This window comes from Micromonospora halophytica (assembly GCF_900090245.1).
In the GTDB taxonomy this organism is placed as follows: domain Bacteria; phylum Actinomycetota; class Actinomycetes; order Mycobacteriales; family Micromonosporaceae; genus Micromonospora; species Micromonospora halophytica.
Genome location: NZ_FMDN01000001.1, coordinates 120,620 through 138,519, shown reverse-complemented (window position 1 = coordinate 138,519; position 17,900 = coordinate 120,620). Strand labels below are relative to the sequence as shown.

At 73.3% G+C, this 17,900-nt stretch carries 18 protein-coding genes; 11 read left to right on the top strand and 7 right to left on the bottom strand.

The window, feature by feature from the left end; all coding sequences use genetic code 11:
* Positions 1–20: 20 nt before the first annotated feature.
* From hisN to aroA, 3 genes are read right to left on the bottom strand one after another with little or no spacing between them, the layout of a single operon-like run.
* On the bottom strand, positions 21–839 hold the full coding sequence (hisN, locus tag GA0070560_RS00620) for a histidinol-phosphatase (RefSeq protein WP_091289932.1): 819 nt from the start codon (positions 837–839) through the stop codon (positions 21–23).
* 58 nt (positions 840–897) lie between these two features.
* Complete coding sequence (gene rsgA / locus GA0070560_RS00615; protein WP_245675317.1) at positions 898–1,986, bottom strand: ribosome small subunit-dependent GTPase A; 1,089 nt, start codon at positions 1,984–1,986, stop codon at positions 898–900.
* 19 nt (positions 1,987–2,005) lie between these two features.
* Complete coding sequence (aroA, locus tag GA0070560_RS00610; RefSeq protein WP_091290820.1) at positions 2,006–3,307, bottom strand: 3-phosphoshikimate 1-carboxyvinyltransferase; 1,302 nt, start codon at positions 3,305–3,307, stop codon at positions 2,006–2,008.
* A gap of 103 nt (positions 3,308–3,410) precedes the next feature.
* Here aroA and GA0070560_RS00605 point away from each other — a divergent pair, with 103 nt between their 5' ends.
* The 6 genes from GA0070560_RS00605 to GA0070560_RS00580 all read left to right on the top strand — a co-directional run bounded on the left by GA0070560_RS00605 (position 3,411) and on the right by GA0070560_RS00580 (position 8,333).
* Positions 3,411–4,112 (top strand): SOS response-associated peptidase, encoded by a 702-nt coding sequence (locus tag GA0070560_RS00605; protein ID WP_091289930.1) that lies wholly within the window; start codon positions 3,411–3,413, stop codon positions 4,110–4,112.
* 202 nt (positions 4,113–4,314) lie between these two features.
* The gene (locus GA0070560_RS00600) at positions 4,315–4,707 is read left to right on the top strand and encodes a WhiB family transcriptional regulator (RefSeq protein WP_091289927.1); all 393 of its coding nucleotides are present in this window, start codon (positions 4,315–4,317) and stop codon (positions 4,705–4,707) included.
* A 94-nt stretch (positions 4,708–4,801) separates the two neighbouring features.
* Positions 4,802–5,416 (top strand): alpha/beta hydrolase family protein, encoded by a 615-nt coding sequence (locus tag GA0070560_RS00595; RefSeq protein ID WP_091289924.1) that lies wholly within the window; start codon positions 4,802–4,804, stop codon positions 5,414–5,416.
* A gap of 336 nt (positions 5,417–5,752) precedes the next feature.
* Positions 5,753–6,571, top strand: coding sequence for a sigma-70 family RNA polymerase sigma factor (locus GA0070560_RS00590; protein WP_091289922.1), 819 nt, complete (start codon positions 5,753–5,755; stop codon positions 6,569–6,571).
* Position 6,572: 1 nt separating this feature from the next.
* Entirely contained in the window at positions 6,573–6,860 is a 288-nt protein-coding gene (gene rsrA, locus GA0070560_RS00585) for a mycothiol system anti-sigma-R factor (RefSeq protein ID WP_091289919.1), read from the top strand.
* Positions 6,861–7,013: 153 nt separating this feature from the next.
* A complete protein-coding gene (locus GA0070560_RS00580) occupies positions 7,014–8,333 on the top strand; it encodes an FG-GAP-like repeat-containing protein (RefSeq protein WP_091289916.1) in 1,320 nt (439 codons plus the stop codon).
* Here GA0070560_RS00580 and GA0070560_RS00575 read toward each other — a convergent pair.
* Positions 8,246–10,207, bottom strand: coding sequence for an AfsR/SARP family transcriptional regulator (locus GA0070560_RS00575; RefSeq protein ID WP_091289914.1), 1,962 nt, complete (start codon positions 10,205–10,207; stop codon positions 8,246–8,248). The two genes, GA0070560_RS00580 and GA0070560_RS00575, sit on opposite strands and share 88 nt — an antisense overlap.
* A gap of 228 nt (positions 10,208–10,435) precedes the next feature.
* Between GA0070560_RS00575 and GA0070560_RS00570 the strand changes: the two genes are divergently transcribed.
* The gene (locus GA0070560_RS00570) at positions 10,436–11,203 is read left to right on the top strand and encodes a helix-turn-helix transcriptional regulator (RefSeq protein WP_139131425.1); all 768 of its coding nucleotides are present in this window, start codon (positions 10,436–10,438) and stop codon (positions 11,201–11,203) included.
* Between the two features lie 122 nt (positions 11,204–11,325).
* On the opposite strand, the gene GA0070560_RS29990 is transcribed toward GA0070560_RS00570, so the two are convergent.
* Positions 11,326–11,400 (bottom strand): 50S ribosomal protein bL37, encoded by a 75-nt coding sequence (locus GA0070560_RS29990; RefSeq protein ID WP_369700219.1) that lies wholly within the window; start codon positions 11,398–11,400, stop codon positions 11,326–11,328.
* A 326-nt stretch (positions 11,401–11,726) separates the two neighbouring features.
* Between GA0070560_RS29990 and GA0070560_RS00565 the strand changes: the two genes are divergently transcribed.
* Together GA0070560_RS00565 and GA0070560_RS00560 are read left to right on the top strand one after the other, a co-directional pair.
* Complete coding sequence (locus GA0070560_RS00565) at positions 11,727–11,942, top strand: biotin/lipoyl-binding carrier protein (protein ID WP_088973021.1); 216 nt, start codon at positions 11,727–11,729, stop codon at positions 11,940–11,942.
* A complete protein-coding gene (locus GA0070560_RS00560) occupies positions 11,939–12,451 on the top strand; it encodes a GNAT family N-acetyltransferase (RefSeq protein ID WP_091289908.1) in 513 nt (170 codons plus the stop codon). The genes GA0070560_RS00565 and GA0070560_RS00560 overlap by 4 nt, the downstream gene beginning before the upstream one ends.
* On the opposite strand, the gene GA0070560_RS00555 is transcribed toward GA0070560_RS00560, so the two are convergent.
* A complete protein-coding gene (locus GA0070560_RS00555; protein WP_170839251.1) occupies positions 12,442–13,053 on the bottom strand; it encodes a TetR/AcrR family transcriptional regulator in 612 nt (203 codons plus the stop codon). The two genes, GA0070560_RS00560 and GA0070560_RS00555, sit on opposite strands and share 10 nt — an antisense overlap.
* Before the next feature lie 108 nt (positions 13,054–13,161).
* Here GA0070560_RS00555 and GA0070560_RS00550 point away from each other — a divergent pair, with 108 nt between their 5' ends.
* The gene (locus tag GA0070560_RS00550; protein ID WP_091289905.1) at positions 13,162–14,748 is read left to right on the top strand and encodes an MDR family MFS transporter; all 1,587 of its coding nucleotides are present in this window, start codon (positions 13,162–13,164) and stop codon (positions 14,746–14,748) included.
* Positions 14,749–14,852: 104 nt separating this feature from the next.
* Here GA0070560_RS00550 and GA0070560_RS00545 read toward each other — a convergent pair whose 3' ends face one another.
* Complete coding sequence (locus GA0070560_RS00545; protein ID WP_091289903.1) at positions 14,853–16,670, bottom strand: tetratricopeptide repeat protein; 1,818 nt, start codon at positions 16,668–16,670, stop codon at positions 14,853–14,855.
* Between the two features lie 188 nt (positions 16,671–16,858).
* On the opposite strand from GA0070560_RS00545, the gene GA0070560_RS00540 reads away from it, so the two are divergent.
* The gene (locus GA0070560_RS00540; protein WP_091289901.1) at positions 16,859–17,890 is read left to right on the top strand and encodes an SIS domain-containing protein; all 1,032 of its coding nucleotides are present in this window, start codon (positions 16,859–16,861) and stop codon (positions 17,888–17,890) included.
* The last annotated feature ends 10 nt before the right edge of the window (positions 17,891–17,900 follow it).

The following is a 17,900-nucleotide window of genomic DNA, read 5'->3' as shown; positions in this document are numbered from 1 at the left end:
GGATAGAGGGTGCTCCGGGTTCAGCGCGCGGTCGGCCGAGCCAGCCGGGCGAGGACGTCCGGGTGCAGGTGACCGTTCGTGGCGATCGCGCTGACCTCGTCGGAGCTGTTCCCGCCAGGGGAGGGGCGGCCGTCGAGGGTGGTCATCATGCCCCCGGCGCCGGTGACGATCGGCACCAGCGCGGCAACGTCCCAGAGCGACAACTCCGGTTCCACCATGACGTCCAGTGCGCCCTCGGCCAGCAGCATGTAACCGTAGAAGTCGCCGTACGCCCGGCTGCGCCAGGCGTCCCGCATGAGCTGGAGCACGGCGTCCAGCCGACCCGCCTCCTCCCAGCCGGTCAGCGACGAGTAGCAGAAGCTGGCGTCGGCGAGGTCCTGCACCGCGGAGACCCGGACCGGCGCGCCAGAGGCGGCGTCCGGACCGGCGTACGCGCCCTCGCCGGCCACGCCCCACCAGCGCCGGCCCAGCGCCGGGGCGGAGACCAGGCCGACCACCGGCCGGTCGCCCTCCAACAGCGCGATCAGGGTCGCCCAGACCGGCACGCCCCGGACGAAGTTCTTGGTCCCGTCGATCGGGTCGACCACCCAGCGTCGCCCGTCCGGCCCGGCGGCGGGCTGCTCGCCGTACTCCTCGCCGAGCAGGCCGTCGCCGGGCCGGTGCTCGGCCAGCAGCGCGCGGATCGCCCGCTCGACCGCGGTGTCCGCGTCCGAGACGGGGGTCAGGTCCGGCTTGGCCTCCACCCGCAGGTCGAGCGCGCGGAACCGGGCCGCCGAGATGGCGTCGGCGGCGTCGGCGAGCCGGTGGGCGAGGGCGATGTCGTCGGCGTACCCGGTCATGGGAGGAACGGTAGTGCCGGGCCGGGCCGGACCCGCCGGCCGGGTCGCGCGGAGCCGGTCACGACCCGGCGAGCGGATCGCCCGGGTTGCGCTCGGGTTCCCGCACGTCGCCCTCGCCGGACCGGGAGGCCAGCAGCCGGCGGTACGACGCCAGCCGGCGCGGGTCGGCCTTCCCGGCGGCCACCCAGGCGTCCAGCGCGCAGTCGGCCTCGTCGGGCGTGTGCGGGCAGTTCGGCGGGCAGTCCACCGTGGCTTCCACCAGGTCGGGGAAGCCGTGCAGCAGGCTCTCCGCCGAGACGTGGGCCAGCCCGAAGCTGCGCACCCCCGGGGTGTCGACGATCCAGCCCGCGACCGCACCCGGCGCGACCCCCGGGGCAGCGGGCAGCGGCAACGCCACCGCGCTGGTGGAGGTGTGCCGGCCCCGGCCGATCGCGCTGACCGTGCCGACCGCCCGCGCCGCGTCCGGCACCAGGCGGTTGACCAGCGTCGACTTGCCCACCCCGGAGTGGCCCACCAGGACCGAGACCCGGCCGGCGAGCAGCGACCGCAGCGCGTCGAGGTCGGAGTCCGGCCGGATCAGCACGTACGGCAGCTCCAGTTCGGCGTAGTAGCCGACGACCTGGTCCGGCCCGGCCAGATCCGCCTTGGTCAGGCAGAGCAGCGGCTCGATGTCCGCGTCGTACGCGGCCACCAGGCAGCGGTCGATGAACCCGGTACGCGGCGGCGGGTCGGCCAGCGCGCTGACGATGACCAACTGGTCGGCGTTGGCGACCACGACCCGTTCCAGCCGCCCCTCGGCGGTGGTCTCGTCGTCGTCGGCGGTGCGCCGCAGCACCGAGCGGCGCTCGGCGATCCGGACGATCCGGGCCAACGCGCCGGCCGCCCCGGAGGTGTCCCCGACCAGGCCCACCCGGTCACCCACCACCACCGACTTGCGGCCCAGCTCACGCGCCCGCATGGCGGTGACGACGGGGGCGTCGGCAGCGGCCTCGGACAGCACGCAGGTGTAGCGGCCCCGGTCGACGGCGATCACGAAGCCGTCGACCGCGTCGGCGTGTCGGGGCCGGGTCCGGGTGCGTGGACGCGAGGACTTCCCGGGCCGGACCCGTACGTCGTCCTCGTCGTACTCCCGCCGTCTGGTCGCCAGGACCGCCTCCGTCTCCGCCTCAGCTCTTGTTGGTCACCATCGCCGACCATAGTGCCGGGAACTCGGGCATGGTCTTCGAGGTGCACGTCACGTCGTCCACCTCGATGCCCGGCACGGCGAGCCCGGCCACCGCCGCGGCGTGCGCCATCCGGTGGTCGGCGTACGTGCGGAAGGTCCCGCCGCGCAGCGGGCGGGGCCGGATCTCCAGCCCGTCCTCGGTCTCGGTGAGGTCCGCGCCGAGTGCGGCGAACTCGCTGGCCAGCGCGGCGATCCGGTTTGTCTCGTGACCGCGGATGTGCGCGATCCCGGTGAACCGGGAGGGCGAGTCGGCCAGCATGGCCAGCGCGGTCAGCGCCGGGGTCAGCTCGCTGACGTCGGAGAGGTCGGCCGTCAGGCCGTGCACCGTGCCGGTGCCCCGCACGGTCAGCCCGGCGGTGCCCAGGGTGACCTCGCCACCCATCCGCTGGAGCAGCGAACGGAGCTGCTCGACCGGCTGGGCGCTGCTGCGCGGCCAGCCCTGCAACGTCACTTCACCGCCGGTGACCAGCGCGGCGGCGAAGAACGGCACCGCGCCGGAGAGGTCCGGCTCGATCTCCCAGCCACGGCCGGTCAGCGGGCCGGGCTCGACCACCCAGACGTCCGGCGTGCCGTCGTCGACCGCCGCCCCGGCCGCACGCAGCATCTGCACGGTCATCCGCAGGTGGGGGGCGGAGGGGACCGGCGGGCCCTCGTGGCGGACCACCACGCCCCGGTCGAACCGGGCCCCGGCGAGCAGCAGCCCGGAGACGAGCTGGCTGGAGGCCGAGGCGTCGATCACCACCTCGCCGCCGGTGACCCGACCGGCGCCCTGCACCACCAGTGGCAGGCTGCCGGTCGCGGGGGCGTCGATGCGGACGCCGAGGGCGCGCAGCGCGTCGATCAGCGGGCCCAGCGGGCGGACCCGGGCCTGCGGGTCGCCGTCGAAGGTGACCCGTCCCTCGGCCAGGCCGGCGACCGGCGGCCCGAAGCGCATCACCGTGCCGGCCAGCCCGACGTCGACGTGGGCCGGGCCGACGAGCGGGTGCGGCCGGATCAGCCAGCGCTCGTCGTCGGAGACCGAAACGTGGGCGCCCATGGCGCGCAGCCCGCCCGCCATGAGTTCGGTGTCCCGCGCCCGCAGCGGCCCGTGCAGGGTCGACGGGCCGGTGGCCAGCGCGCTGAGCACCAGCGCCCGGGCGGTCATCGACTTGGAGCCGGGCAGGCGCAGCGTCGCCGACACCGGGTCGCTGGCGGTCGGTGCGGTCCACGGCTGCGGCGGCCGGGTCGCGGTCAGATTCCCCACGGTCACATTCTGCCAAGTCCGTCGGCCCGTGGGACCCGGGCGGCGGCGCTGCTCCCGGCTGGCGGGACAGCCGACCGGCGCGTGGGGCGTTAGCGTGTGCGCCATGTGCGGGAGGTACGCGACGACCCGGAGCGCGGGCGACCTGAGCGCGCTGTTCGAGTCGTACGACGACACCGGCGGTCGGCTCGGGCCGGACCACAACGTCGCCCCGACCGACCCGGTGCCCCTGGTCCGGGTGGACGCCGAGGCGGGCCGGGTGCTGTCGGTGGGTCGGTGGGGGCTGGTGCCGCACTGGTCCCGCTCGGCGGCCGGCGCCGCCCGCATGATCAACGCGCGGGCCGAGACGGTCGCCACCAGCCGGGCGTACGCCGACCCGTTCGCCCGCCGACGCTGTCTCGTCCCCGCCGACGGCTGGTACGAGTGGGTCCGCCGCCCCGGCGGTGGCAAGCAGCCCTACTACATGACCCCGCGGGACGGCTCGGTGCTGGCCTTCGCCGGCATCTGGTCGCGGTGGGAGTCGCTGCTCACCTTCAGCGTGCTGACCACCGCTGCCGTGGGTGAGTTGGCCGAGGTGCACGACCGGATGCCGCTGCTGCTGCCCCGGGAACGCTGGGACGACTGGCTCGCCCCGGCCGACGACCCGGTGGCGCTGCTCACCCCGCCCCCGGCGCGGTGGCTCGCCGGGTTGGAGATCCGGCCGGTCGGGCGGGCGGTGGGCGACGTCCGCAACGGCGGGCCCGGGCTGATCGAACGGGTGTCGTTGCCCGATGGTGAGCGGGCCGGGGAGGAAATCACGCTGTTCTGAATGTCGTTCATGCGACATTGTCGCGTACCAATTGCCAGAGTTCCGGGCGAAACGTCGGTCGGATCTTCAGTCATCTTTGCGCACAGCCCCTTGTCCCCGCCTCCACGGGTGCGATAAAACCGAGCGCCGGCACTGGGAGCGTCTTCGCGCGGTGCGAACGACGCCCGTCGATCTTGCCGGTCCCACGGGGGAGGTGGGTGTGATGACCCGGGCGCGTATGCCCCGACCGCACGAGGTGGCCGCCGCACGACGAGATCCGCGACTGCTGCGGGCACTGCGGGAACGGCGACAGGACGAGGCCTGGCGGACCAGGGGAACCTGCCGGAGCGTGGACCCGGAGACCTTCTTTCCGGCACCCAACGAACCGGCCGACGCCGCCGTCGCGCTCTGCCGCAGTTGCGACGTGCAGGGCTCCTGCCTGGCCTGGGCGCTGGAGGTGGGTGACTGCCACGGGGTCTGGGGCGGCACCACGCCGCGGGAGCGGCGCGCCATGCTGGTCGCCTGGCGCAGCGAGGTCCAGCCGGATCCGGACGCGGCCGACGACGCCGGTCCGCCGGTGCGCGACCGCCTGCTCACCCTGGTCCCGCTGAGCTGACCGCCCGCCCGCGCCACCTCGCACATCGGCCGGTGGCGCGGGCCGGTGCGGGTTCCGGCCGGGTGGGTGGCGGAGGCTGCCCCAGAATGGTCGGATGCCGCACCACGACGAGATCGCCACGCCACGCGGACCCGCGCGGGTGCAGACCGACCTGCCGGCCGGCCCGCCGGTCGCCCTGCTGGTGCTCGGGCACGGCGCGGGCGGCGACGTCGACGCCCCGGACCTGGTCGCCGTCCGCGACGGCGTGGTCGGGGCGGGGGTGGCGGTCGCGCGGGTGACCCAGCCGTACCGGGTGGCCGGCCGGCGCGCGCCGGCTCCGGCGGGACACCTCGACGAGGCGTGGACGGCGGCGCTGACCGTGCTGCGTGGGCGGTTCTCCGGCGTACCCCTGCTGGTGGGCGGGCGGTCCAGCGGCGCGCGGGTGGCCTGCCGCACCGCGACTGCCGTGGGCGCCGCCGGGGTGGTCGCGCTGGCCTTCCCGCTGCACCCGCCCGGCCGCCCCGAGCGGTCACGGGCGGCGGAGCTGTCCACCGGGCTGCCCACCCTCGTGGTCAACGGCGACCGGGACCCGTTCGGCCTGCCCGCCGCACAGGGCCCGGTGCAGGTGGTGGTTCGCCCCGGAGAGCGTCACGACCTGCGCGGCGATCCGGCCGGGGTGGCCGACGCGGTGCTCGGTTGGCTGCGCGGACACGGGTGGGCCACGGCCTGACGGTGGCCGGCGCCCGGGCACCTGCTCGCGGCGGTGACGGCATCGCCGGCCGGCGGGTGGCGACCGCCCGCGCCCGCCGGTGTGATCCTGCCCATGGCCGGGACCGTTTCCGGTCGCGGTGGGTCGTCGTTGCAACGGATGGTGTCGGCCGCCCGGTTCGGGCGACCGCACCGTCCCTCCCAGGCCCTTCCTGGTCCCAGCGTCGGCTCCGCCGAGGCGTCCAGCGTCGGTCTCCGCCGAGGCCGGGACCAGGAACGGGGGGTGACCGGCGGAATGTCCGGCCCCGGACCGGGCGTTACCACCACCGGAGACGACATCTGGTGAGGGGGGTGACCGGTGCCGACCGAGACACGGAGCCGGGAACGGGACGAACGGGAGGCGTGGCAGCTCAGGCAGCTGCTCGGCGCCCCGGCGTGGCCCGCGACGGTGGGCGGCGCGGCAGCGGTGAGCACGGGCACACCCGCCGGAACTGAATCTGCGGGCAGGTCCGTACGCGTATCCTCGGCGGGAAAGCATCCGACGCGAGGGGATGTGCGGTTGACCACCGAGAAGACGGACGAGCGCAGGGCCCGCTTCGAGCGGGACGCGATGCCCTTCGTCGATCAGCTCTACGCTGCCGGGCTGCGGATGACCCGCAACCCGGCGGATGCCGAGGACCTGGTCCAGGAGACGTACCTGAAGGCGTACGCGGCCTTCCACCAGTTCGAGCAGGGCACGAACCTGAAGGCCTGGCTGTACCGGATCCTGACCAACACCTACATCAACTCCTACCGCAAGCGGCAGCGTCAGCCCATCCAGGCGCCGACCGAGGAGATCACCGACTGGCAGCTCGCCGAGGCCGAGTCGCACACCTCCAGCGGTCTGCGTTCGGCCGAGACCGAGGCGCTGGACCGGCTGCCGGACAGCGACGTCAAGGATGCCCTCCAGCAGCTGCCGGAGGAGTTCCGGCTGGCGGTCTACCTGACCGACGTCGAGGGCTTCTCCTACAAGGAGGTCGCCGACATCATGGGCACGCCGATCGGCACGGTGATGTCGCGGCTGCACCGCGGTCGACGTAATCTGCGCAAGCTGCTCGAGCGGTACGCCGCGGAGCGGGGCTTCACCTCCGCGCCGTCGTCGAAGGGTTCGACCGCCGCCGCCGGCCGGGAGGTGTGACGTGAGCTGTGGAGAGCCGCACGAGACGGACTGCCGTGAGGTCCTGGCGGAGGTCTACCTCTACCTCGACCTGGAGTGCGCGGAGGAACGGCGTGACCTGATCCGCCACCACCTCGACGAGTGCGGGCCCTGCCTGCGCGAGTACGGCATCGAGCAGGAGGTCAGGGCGCTCGTGGCCCGCTGCTGCGGCAACGAGACCGCCCCCGACCAGCTGCGCGAGCGGCTGCGGGTACGCCTCACCGAGCTGGTGGTCTTCGAGGCCAGCGAGTCGCGCGAACTCGCCGACTGAACACGGACACGACGGTGGCCCGGGTCGAATCGACCCGGGCCACCGGCGTACCGGCGCGCGCCGGACACCCACGCTGTACGTCCAGCTGTACATGCCCTTGCGAATCTCCTCGTACTCCGCAGGTCGCGGAGGCGACACGAGGGGACGATCGTTGTGTCACTACGAAAGCTGCTCCGGATCGGTGCCGTCGTCGCGCTGGGTCTGACCGGCCTCGCCGTCACCGGCGCACCCGCGCAGGCGGCGATGCCGCTGTTCCAGCTGCCGTTCACCTGCGGGGAGTACTGGGACGGAAGCAACCCCATCAGCGACCGGCACCAGAGCTCCTGGGAGCTCGACTTCAACTACGAGGGTGGTGACCTCGGCAAGCCGGTGCTGGCCGCGGCGGCGGGCACCATCGAAATCGCGAGCTACCAGACCAGCGGCGGGTTCGGCAGACTGGTCAAGATCCGCCATGGCAGTAGCAACTACTACACCTTCTACGCGCACCTGAATGACTTCGCTCCCGGGCTCGGCGTCGGTGACAGCGTCCGGCAGGGGCAGCTCATCGGGCACGTGGGCAACACCAGCGCCAACGGCAACTTCGGTCCGCACCTGCACTACGAGGTCCGCTACGGCAGCACGGGCTACCCGGGCAACATCCAACCGGCCTACTTCAACGGCGTCAGGTTCGGCTACCCCGCCCAGCGGATCCGGTCGTACAACTGCGGTGGCGGTAACGGGGTGGTCCGTGACGTGAACCGGGACGGCCGGTCGGATCTGGTCGCGATCCACGACACCGGTGCGCTCTACCGGTACACGGGCAACGGTGACGGCACCTTCGACCCCGGCGTCAGCATCGGGACCGGTTGGGGGAACTTCCGCCTGACCAGCCTGGCCGACGTCAACGGTGACGGTGTCTCCGACATCCTCGGCATCCACAGCAATGGTTCGCTCTACCGGTACCTCGGCCGGGGTGACGGCACGTTCGCCGCTGGTGTGGTGCTGGGCGGTGGGTGGGGCAACTTCCGTCTGCTGACCTCCTCGGACTTCAACAACGACGGGCGTGCCGACGTGCTGGCGGTCCACAACGACGGCAGCCTCTACCGTTACGCCGGCACGGCGGACGGCACCGTGGTCGGTTGGGGTGGCGCCGTGGGGGGTGGCTGGAGTGGCTTCCGTCTGCTGACCTCCGGTGACGTCAACGGTGACGGCAAGGCCGATCTGCTGGCGGTGGGCACGGACGGCGCGCTCTACCGCTGGTTGGGCAAGGGCGACGGTACGTTCGCCAGTGCGGTGAAGATCTGGGATCGCGGCTGGGGCAGCTTCCGGCTGATCAACTCCGCCGACTACAACAACGACGGTCGCACCGACCTGCTCGCCGTGCTCGACGACGGTGGCCTCTACCGCTACGCGGGCCAGTCCGACGGCACCCTCGCGAGCTGGGGTGGTCGCGTCGGCGGCGGCTGGGGCGCCTTCCGTCTCATCAACAGCTGACAGCGTTCGGGGCCCGGTTCCGGTGGGACCGGGCCCCGGCCGGCCACCCGGGCGAGCGCCGCCTCGGCGTCCGCCTGCGTCTCGTGGGCCCGGGCCAGCTCGCCGGCGTACACCCGGAGCAGGTCGGGGATCTGATGACTCGGCCCGTGCCGCTCCACGAGACCGTGGTCGAGCAGGATGTCCAGCGCGCGGTCGGCGGCCGATTCGTCGACGCCGAGGAGCCCGGCGGCGACGATGGTGGGGAACGTCGTGGTGGGCAGCAGACCCATCCGTCGGAACAGCCGGGCGGCCTGGCCGTTCGGGTCCGACTTCGCCAGCGCGTGGTATCCGAGCTCGAAGGTCGACCGTACGTCGAGGTCGGCGAAGCCGAGTTCGTCGAGCCGGGAGTGTGCCCCGCGGAGCCGGTCCGCCAGTGCGCTCAGCGCCAGCCCGGGGTGTCGTGCCAGCCGGGCTCCGGCCACCCGGATGGCCAGCGGGAGCAGGCCACACAGCCGTACGATGTCTCGCGCCGCGGCCGGTTCCGCGTCCACCCGTCGGGCACCGGCCAGGTCGCGCAGCATGTGCACCCCTGCTTCGGACCGCAGCCCGGCGAGCGCGATCCGGTCGGCACGGTCGAGGGTGTCCAGCGGGTGCCGACTCGTGATCAGCGCCGCGCATCCGGCGCCCGACGGCAACAGGGCCCGCGCCTGTCGGTGGTCGACCGCGTTGTCGAGGACGACGAGGAGTCGCCGGTCCGCACAGTAGGTGCGGAACCACGCGGCCGCCTCCTCCGGGTCCGAACTGATCCGCTCCTCGGGGGCACCGAGAGCGCGCAGGAATCCGGCGAGGACCCGGACCGCCTCCAGCGGCCGCACGCCGGGCGAGCTGCCCTGGAGGTCGACGTAGAGCTGACCGTCCGGATAGGCGTCGGCCAGGGTGTGCGCGGCGGCGACCGCGAGGCAGGACTTTCCGATGCCGCCCGTGCCGACCACGGCGACGACCCGTGGGACGCCCGGAGGGCGGTCGCCGTAGGCACGGGTCAGCGCCGCCCGGATCCGGGACAGCTCGGCGGTACGGCCGACCAGGAGCCCGGGCGCTCTCGGCAACTGGCGGGGCAGGGGCGCGGGGGGAACGGTGCCGGCCGGAGCCGCGGGGACCGCCGGTCGTCCGTTGAGGATGGCGGCGTGCAGCGCCTGGAGCTCGGGGCCGGGGTCGAGGCCCAGGTTCTGCGCCAGAGCGACTCTGGCCTGCCGGTACGCGTCCAGCGCGGCGGCCCGGTCGCCGGCCCGGTAGAGCGAACGGATGAGCAGGTGCCAGGCCGTCTCCCGGGTCGGCAGGACGGCGGTCAGTTCCCGCAGGCCGACGATCGACCCGTCCACGTCGCCCGCCTCGAACCGGGCGTCGAGCTGGTCCTCCACGGCCTTGAGTCGCGCTTCGGCCAGCGATGCTCCGTACGAGCTCAGGATCCGTCCGGCCGGCACGTCCTCGAGTGGGGCTCCCCGCCACAGTGCCAGGGCCTCGCCGAACAGGGCGAGCGCGGTGGTGACGTCCCTCTCCCGGCGGCACTTTCTCGCCAGCCGTACGGTCTTCTCGAACAGTGCCGCGTCGAACTCGTCGTCGGCGACGTGGAGCAGGTAGGCGCCGGGGCGGGTCGACAGCCGGTCACCCTCGGACCCCAGCGCCCCGCGCAAGGCCGAGACGTAGGTACGGACGTTGGCGACGGCCGAGGCGGGCGGATCGTCCGGCCACAACTCCCCGACGATCCGGTCGATCCGCACCGGGGCGGTGCGGTTGGCCATCAGCATCGCCAGCACGGCGCGGGGCTTGGCCGGGCTGACCCGGACCGGGCGTTCCGCCGGTTCCCACAGCAGTGGACCCAGTAGACCGCATCTCATCGGCTCCTGCCTCCTGACCGCAAGGATGCTCTCGTCGCGTGCTCGCCGTGCCTGACCGGGGCCGGTTCACCGTGTAGCTTGCGAGGGTGGCGGCGTTAGCGGGTTGCGCGTTCCGGCAGACCCGCTTGACAGTCCGGCGGCGTCGCGATTCCCCGGATCGCACGGGCGGCTCGGGGAATCGCGACGCGGGCGGCGGGCGCGGTGGGACACAGCGCTGGGGGTGTGGTGGTGGGAACGACCCTGGTGTCGGCGGCGGGAAGTGACCTCGCGGCTGCCGACGAACTGGGACGCCGGGCACATGCCCTGCGGTCGGCGGTCATCGGCAGGATCCTGGACGCCCAACGCTCCGGGGTGCCGGACAGCGGGCTACGGCTCTTCGCCGAAGGGCTGCCGGCCATCCTGAGCCGCTTGCCGATGCTGGAGAGTGCGACGAAGCGGGTGGTCCACAACCTTCAACAGGTCATACCGTTCGACCCGCTGCGCAGGGAGCGGGAGCTCAACCTCCGCACCCGGATACGCAAGATCAACGGGCACCTGATCGTCGCTCCGTCCGAGCACCTGTCGCTCGTCGCCGCCTGTCATCCGGACACCTGGGTCGCCCCGGTGCGGATCGCCGGCCTCGCCGTCGACGAGCGCCTCGCGCTCTTTCCCGGGCCGCCGAGCCCGCAAGGGCTTCCGACGGCCTGGTTGAGCACCGACCGAAATCTGATCGCGGAGTTCTGCGGGATCTGGGAGGACGTGAAGCGGCTCGCCGTCCCGATCAACGACATGCCGGGGGTCGTCCGGCTGACCGAGCGTCAGCTCGACGTCGCCGCGTTGCTGTCGAGGGGGGCCAAGGACGCCACGAGCGCGCGGCTGCTGGGGGTCTCGCTGCGAACGGTCACCTCGGACATCGGAAAGCTCATGGACGCCTTCGGGGTGGCCACGCGGTGGGAGGCGGGGATGGCCATCGGGCGGGCGTGCCCCCCGGGCCTCACCGGCCGGATGGGCTCCTGAGTCCGCTGGTCGCCGACGGGAGGTGAGCACCGGCGCCCGGGTCGGAGTGACCCGGGTGCCGGCGTGCCGGCCGAAGGGCCGGGTCGAGCTGCTGAGCGGCCGGCGGAGATCCGCCGTGCCGGTCAGGAGTTGGGGCGCTTGCCGTGGTTCGCGCCGCTCTTCTTCCGGGCCTTCTTCTTGCGGGCCTTCTTCGCCATGCTGACCTCCTCGTGATGGTCGGATCCCTGCCGCGGCGACCCCGACGCCGGTGCACGCACCGGTCGTCCCGGCGCCCGGGTCCGACCCGCTGATGCTAGTGCGGCCGGGCCCCGCCATCGTCCGCCGGGGCGGCGCGTCGGGACCGGCCTTCCGCCGAACCCGCCCGGCGCAGGCAGGCCCGGCTGCCGGGCGCGGGCGCGATCTTCGAGGCGGCCACCCCCGCCCGGCGGCGGAACCAACAGGGCACGGACGCCGCTCCCCACCCGCGCCGTACGCCCGCATGATTGGATACGTCGGCAGGTATTCGCGAGAGGGAGGGCCGGACATGGCCGAGGAGATTCGCGCCGAGATGGTGGCCAACGTCTGGAAGGTCGTCGCGTCGGCGGGCGACACCGTGTCCGAGGGGGACACGCTGGTCATCCTCGAGTCGATGAAGATGGAGATCCCGGTCGTCGCCGAGTCCGACGGCGTGGTCAAGCAGCTCGCTGTCAACGAGGGCGACGTCGTGCAGGACGGCGACCTGATCGCCGTGATCGATTGACCGGCCCGACGGTCCGCCCGGCGACCCCGGCCGATTTCGCCGCGGTCGCCCGGTTGACGGTCGCCGCGTACGAGGCGGACGGGCAGCTCAAGGGTGAACACGGGTACGCCGAGGTGCTCGCCGACGTGGCCGCCCGGGCAGCCGTCGGCGAGGTGCTGGTGGCCGTGGACCCGGTGACCGGGGCGGTGCTCGGGTCGGTGACCTTCGTGCTGCCCGGCACCCCGTACGCCGAGCTGTCCGGTCCCGGCGAGGCCGAGTTCCGGATGCTGGCCGTGGACCCGGCCGCCCAGGGTCTCGGCACCGGGGTGGCCCTGGTCCGGGCGTGCGTCGACCGGGCCACCGCGTTGGGCTGCTCGGCGGTGGTGATCTGCGTCCGGGGCGGCTTCGCCGTTTCCGCGCACCGGCTCTACCAGCGCATGGGCTTCGTCCGGACCCCGGAGAAGGACTGGTCCCCGGCGCCCGGTGTCCAGTTGCTGGGCCTGCGTCTGGAACTGCCCGTTCAGTCCTGAGTCGCGCCGCCGCCGGAGTCACCGGCGGCGGGCCGGTCGCCGATCCCGGCGAGCAGTTCGTCGGCGACGTCGAGGGCGATCTTCTTGCGTTCGTCGTCGGTGATGTGCGGTGCGTGCACCACGAACCAGCTGCTGTGCACGGCGAAGAGCGACAGCGCCGCGCGCAGCTGGGCGGCGGGGGAGTCGTCGCCCCGGCACAGCTCGTCGGCGAGCTGGAACATCCGCTCCCGCATCTGCTGGCCGGCGGTCAGACTCCGCAGCACGGTCTGGTTCTGCTCGAAGAAGCGCATCACCGAGGCCTGGTCGGTGGCGAACATCGTCTCGGCGTACCGGTCGATCAGCGTGTGCCGGGTGTCGCGGGAGGTGGGCTGCGCCCGCGCCCAGGCGATCAGCTCGTCCATCCGGCGCAGCCGGTCCTCGACGAAGCTGTTGACGATCTCGTCCTTGCTCTTGAAGTGGTAGTAGAGCGCGGCCTTGGTCACGCCCAGCCGCTCGGCGATCTCCCGCAGCGAGGTCTTCTCGTACCCCTGCTCGGTGAAGAGCTCCAGCGCGACGGCCTGGATGCGCTGGGGCGTGCCGCCCGTGCTCTCCCTCACCTGCACCACCTGCTGTCTCGTCGGCCGAACTTCGCACCAACCTGCCGGCCGGCCAGTAAGCTTACTAGCCGGCCGGCAAGTAAGCCGATCACGTCTCGTGGGGGGAGCTTACCGATGAGTCAGGAAAACCAGGGGGCGGTGCGGTCGAACATCCGGGTCGTGCTGTTCGGTCTGATGATCGCGCTGATGCTCGCGATGCTCGACAACATGATCGTCAGCACCGCGCTGCCACGGATCACGCTGGAGTTCGGTGGGGCGGACCACTTCACCTGGATCGTCACCGCGTACATCCTCGGCACCACCGTCTCCACCCCGATCTGGGGCAAGCTCGGAGACCTGTACGGCCGCAAGAAGGTCTTCCTGACCTCCGTGGTCCTCTTCCTGGTCGGCTCCGCGCTCTGCGGGATGTCCGGCTCGGACCTGCTCGGCGGGGCCGACAACGGCATGATCCAGCTGATCGCGTTCCGCGCGGTGCAGGGCCTCGGCGCCGGTGGCCTGATGGTCGGTGTCATGGCGATCATCGGCGACCTCGTGCCGCCCCGGGAGCGGGCCCGCTACCAGGGCCTGATCGCCGGCATCATGGCCACCGCCATGGTGGCCGGGCCGCTGGTCGGCGGCTTCATCACCGACAACCTCTCCTGGCGCTGGGCCTTCTACGTCAACCTGCCGCTCGGCGGGATCGCGCTGTTCGTGCTGGCCACCACCATGCGCCTGCCGAAGTACCGCACCGAGCACCGGATCGACTGGCTGGGCACCGCCCTGCTCTCCGTCGGCATCACCGCCGTCGTGCTGGTCACCACCTGGGGCGGCAATTCCCACGACTGGACCTCGCCGCAGATCCTCGGCCTGGCCGTGCTCGCCGTCGTCGCGCTGGTCGCCTTCGGTCTCGTCGAGCGGCGTGCCCCCGAGCCGATCCTGCCGCTCGGTCTCTTCGCCAACCGCAACTTCGCGCTGATCTCGGTGATCGGCTTCCTGCTCGGGTTCGCCATGTTCGGCGCGATGAACTTCCTGCCGCTCTACCAGCAGACCGTGCAGGGGGCGTCGGCCACCAACAGCGGCCTGCTGCTGCTCCCGATGATGTTCGGGATGCTGGTGGTGTCGCCGGCCGTCGGCCGGGCGATCACGAGGACCGGCCGGTACCGGGCGTACCCGATCGTCGGCGGCGTGGTGATGGCCGCCGGCGTGGCGCTGCTGACCCGGCTCGACCTGGACACCAGCAAGACCGAGTCCTCGCTCTACATGATCGTGCTCGGCATCGGCATGGGCTTTCTCATGCAGACCTCGATGCTGATCGCGCAGAACAGCGTCGCGCAGAAGGATCTCGGCGCGGCCAGCGGCGCGGCCACCTTCTTCCGCTCCATCGGCGGCTCGATCGGGGTCTCGCTCTTCGGCGCGATCTTCGCCAACCGAATCGCCGACTCCCCGGCCGGCAGCGCGTTCGGCGGGGGCACCGGCGAGGGCCGGAACATGGACCTGGAGAAGCTGCGGCAACTGCCGCCGCAACTGCGCGAGACGGTCCTGGGCGGGCTCGCCGACGCCGTCTCGCACGTCTTCGTCTGGGCGGTGTTCCTCACCGTCGCAGTACCGGTGCTGGCCTGGTTCATCCGGGAGATCCCGCTGCGCTCGACCAACGACGCCCCACCGGACGCCACCGGTGAGGAGCAGGCCGAGGTCGCACTCGGCAAGCCCTCGGCCGCCTGATCCGCCCCGCCCGCCCCAAGATCCGCCCACTGACAAGGAATGAGTGGCTGGTCCGGGCGCGACGACCACTCATTCTCCGCAAGCGCATGGAGCGGTGCGGTGGTTCAGGGACGGGGGAAGAGGGCGGTGAGGCGCCGCCAGAGACGGCGTAGCGGGCCGGGGCCGGACGCCGCCGAAGCGCCGTCGATCAGCGAGTGGGCGAGGGCGGTGGTCCCCTCGTCCAGCGCCGGAGCGGCCAGCGCCAGGTACGCCAGCGACACCGCGATCGGCACCGGCCGCTCCCGGGTCACCTCGGCCACATCGGCGAGGCGTTCGGCCACCACCGCGGCCACGTCGGGGCGTACCGAGGGGTCGACCCAGGCGGCGGTGACCAGGGCGAAGAGCGCGGCCTCGGTGATCCAGTCCTCGACGCCCCAGACCAGTTCCACCAGCACCCGGCGTCGGGTCGAGGACGCCCACGGTTCGTCGGTGCGGTGGTGCAGCAGCCCGAGGCAGGCCCAGACCTGCACGCAGCGCACCCAGAGCGAGGGGTCCTGCCCGCCGAGCACCCGTCCCAGCGCCGTGGCGGGCGGCTCGGGCGGGTGCACCAGCAGTCCCAGCAGGTCCGTGAGCTCCAGGGTGGCCAGCCCGACCGCGGCGTCGTACGCGGCCGGCGGGTGGGGCCAGGCCGGGTGGGCGAGCTGGCGTACCCGCTGCGCCGCGTCGGCGGACGGGGCCGGCACGGTGGGGGCGGCCGTACCGCCCTCGTAGTGCCACAGCTGGCAGGTGGTGGCCCGGCGGGGTTCGCGCGGGTCCGGCTCCGCCATCCCGGTGACCTCGACGTCGAGGCCGGCCGCCGCGCCGGCCCGCATCGCGCTGGGCGGCTCCGGGGCGGTGAGGCGCACCGCCGTACCGGGTCCACCGTCGGTCGCCGACGAGCCGCGCAGCGCGTCCACCATCGCGCCGACGGCCGGCGTGACCTGCCCCAGCCAGGGCCGACCTCGGCAGCACTCGGCGAGGTCGCCGTGCTCGTGACTGTCGTCCGGGTGGTCACGGACGAAGTCGGCCAGCGCGATCAGGTGCGCCACGTCGCCGTCGCGCAGGAAACGCAGCCGGTGGGCGGTGTGCACCGCGCAGTCGAAGGCCGGGTCGCGGTCCAGGGCCCGGTCGATCCAGTCGAGGGCCTCGTGAAGGCGGCCGGTGTCGGCCAGGGTGCCGGCGATGTCCGCGTACACCGCGAGGTCGTCCGGGTCGTGGGCGACGGCTCGTTCCAGGGCCGCGAGGGCCTCCCGGGTCCGGCCGGCGCTGCGGTACGCGTACCCGAGCCACACCTCGCCCAGTTTGGACGGTGCCTCGCGTACCCCCCGGCCGGCCCAGGTGACGGCGAGGGTGACCTCGCCGAGTCGCCGGGCCAGCGCGGACGCCGCGCCGAGCAGCAGCGGGTGCCGAGGGTTCGCGTCGACGGCGTGGCGGGCCAGCGTGAGGTACGGCGACAGCGGGGGGCGAGCGGCCCGGGGCACCGGGTCGGGCACCGCCGCACAGACCTGCATGAGGATCCGGGCGGTGCGCTCGGGGTCGAGCCGTCCGGCCAGTTCGGGAGCGGTCACCCAGGGCACGCCGGCCCAGTCCGTGCCGGGCGCGTGCGCGGTGGCGGCGACCAGCAGGTCGAGCCCCTCGGCCGGGCGTCCGGAGGCGGCGAGCAGGTGGGCGCGGGCCACCACCGCCCCGACGAAGGCCCGCTGGCCCAGCGGGAAGAGGTCCAGGTCGCCGCCGGAGGCCGCCGCGATCCGGGCCAGCGTCTCGTGCACCTCGGGCAGGGTCGGGGCCTGGGCCAGGGCGGCGGCCAGATGACCGGCGGCGTGCGGCAGGTCGCCGGAGTCGAGGGCCAGCCGGGCGAGGGCGAGTTCCTCCGCCGCGGAGAGCGCGGGATCGTCCTCGGACACGTTCGCCTTCCGCTCGCAGGTGGGTTGCCAGGGCTGGGCAAGCCTAGGGGATGAGGCTGCACATTGGTGATCGACTGCTCATTGCTGCTCGTTCGATTGCCCAGCAGCGGCCAATGATGCAAGACTGATCACGAAACGCGCGGGAATCGCGCAGGGGAGGAGCCTTCGTGACACGCCCAGGGGCCGGCATGGCCGCAGACATCGACGAGCAGCCGGCCGGCTACGCGCGGTTGCTCTCCGCCGAGCACACCGAGTCGATCGCCCGGGTCGCGGCGGCCATCGCCCGGCGCCGCCCCCGGCACGTCGTCTTCACCGCCCGGGGCACCTCCGACCACGCCGCCCTCTACGGCGCGTACCTCACCGAGATCCGGCTCGGCCTGCCCGCCGGGCTCGCCTCGCCGAGCGCGGTCACCATCTACGGGGCCCGCCCCGACCTCTGCGACGCCCTGGTCGTCGGGGTCAGCCAGAGCGGCGGCTCGCCCGACCTGACCGAGGTGCTGCGCACCGCCCGCGCCTCCGGCGCGCTCACCCTCGCCGTCACCAACAACCCCGACTCGCCGCTGGTCGAGGCGGCCGAGCTGAGCGTCGACATCGCCGCCGGGCACGAGCGGGCGGTCGCCGCCACCAAGACGTACACCGCCGAACTGCTCGCCCTGCTGATGCTCGTGGAGGGGATCCGGGCGGGCGAGGGAACGCTGCCGGCCGAGGAACGGGCCGCCCTCGACGCCCTGCCCGAGCTGGCCGAGCACACCCTGACCGACCCCACCCCGGCACAGCTCGCACCCCGCTACCGCTTCGCCGGCCAACTCGTCACCACCGGCCGGGGGTACGCGTACCCGACCGCCCGGGAGGCGGCGCTGAAGCTGATGGAGACCTCCTACCTGCCCGCGCTCGCCTTCTCCGGCGCGGACCTGCTGCACGGCCCGCTCGCCATGACCGACCCGGACGTGCCGGTGCTGGCCGTCGTCGGCTCAGGCCCCGGCGGACGGTCCATGGGCGAGGTGCTGCCGCGGCTCGGCGAGCGCCGCGCCGACGTGGTCGTGGTCGGCTCCGCCGAGATCGAGGGCGCCACCCGGATGGCCGTCCCGGAGGTTGACGAGCGGTACGCCCCGCTGCTGGACATCCTGCCGTTGCAGCGGCTGGCCCTCGCCCTGGCGCTGGCCCGGGGCGAGGACCCGGACGCACCCCGCGGGCTCAAGAAGGTCACCGCGACGATGTGAGCCGGAACGT

Bases quoted from the DNA above. Each gene is read 5' to 3' on its own strand.
- hisN (WP_091289932.1), bottom strand. From the start codon at position 839: ATGACCGGGTACGCCGACGACATCGCCCTCGCCCACCGGCTCGCCGAC.
- GA0070560_RS00605 (WP_091289930.1), top strand. From the start codon at position 3,411: ATGTGCGGGAGGTACGCGACGACCCGGAGCGCGGGCGACCTGAGCGCG.
- GA0070560_RS00600 (WP_091289927.1), top strand. From the start codon at position 4,315: ATGACCCGGGCGCGTATGCCCCGACCGCACGAGGTGGCCGCCGCACGA.
- GA0070560_RS00595 (WP_091289924.1), top strand. From the start codon at position 4,802: ATGCCGCACCACGACGAGATCGCCACGCCACGCGGACCCGCGCGGGTG.
- GA0070560_RS00575 (WP_091289914.1), bottom strand. From the start codon at position 10,207: ATGAGATGCGGTCTACTGGGTCCACTGCTGTGGGAACCGGCGGAACGC.
- GA0070560_RS00565 (WP_088973021.1), top strand. From the start codon at position 11,727: ATGGCCGAGGAGATTCGCGCCGAGATGGTGGCCAACGTCTGGAAGGTC.
- GA0070560_RS00550 (WP_091289905.1), top strand. From the start codon at position 13,162: ATGAGTCAGGAAAACCAGGGGGCGGTGCGGTCGAACATCCGGGTCGTG.
- GA0070560_RS00540 (WP_091289901.1), top strand. From the start codon at position 16,859: ATGGCCGCAGACATCGACGAGCAGCCGGCCGGCTACGCGCGGTTGCTC.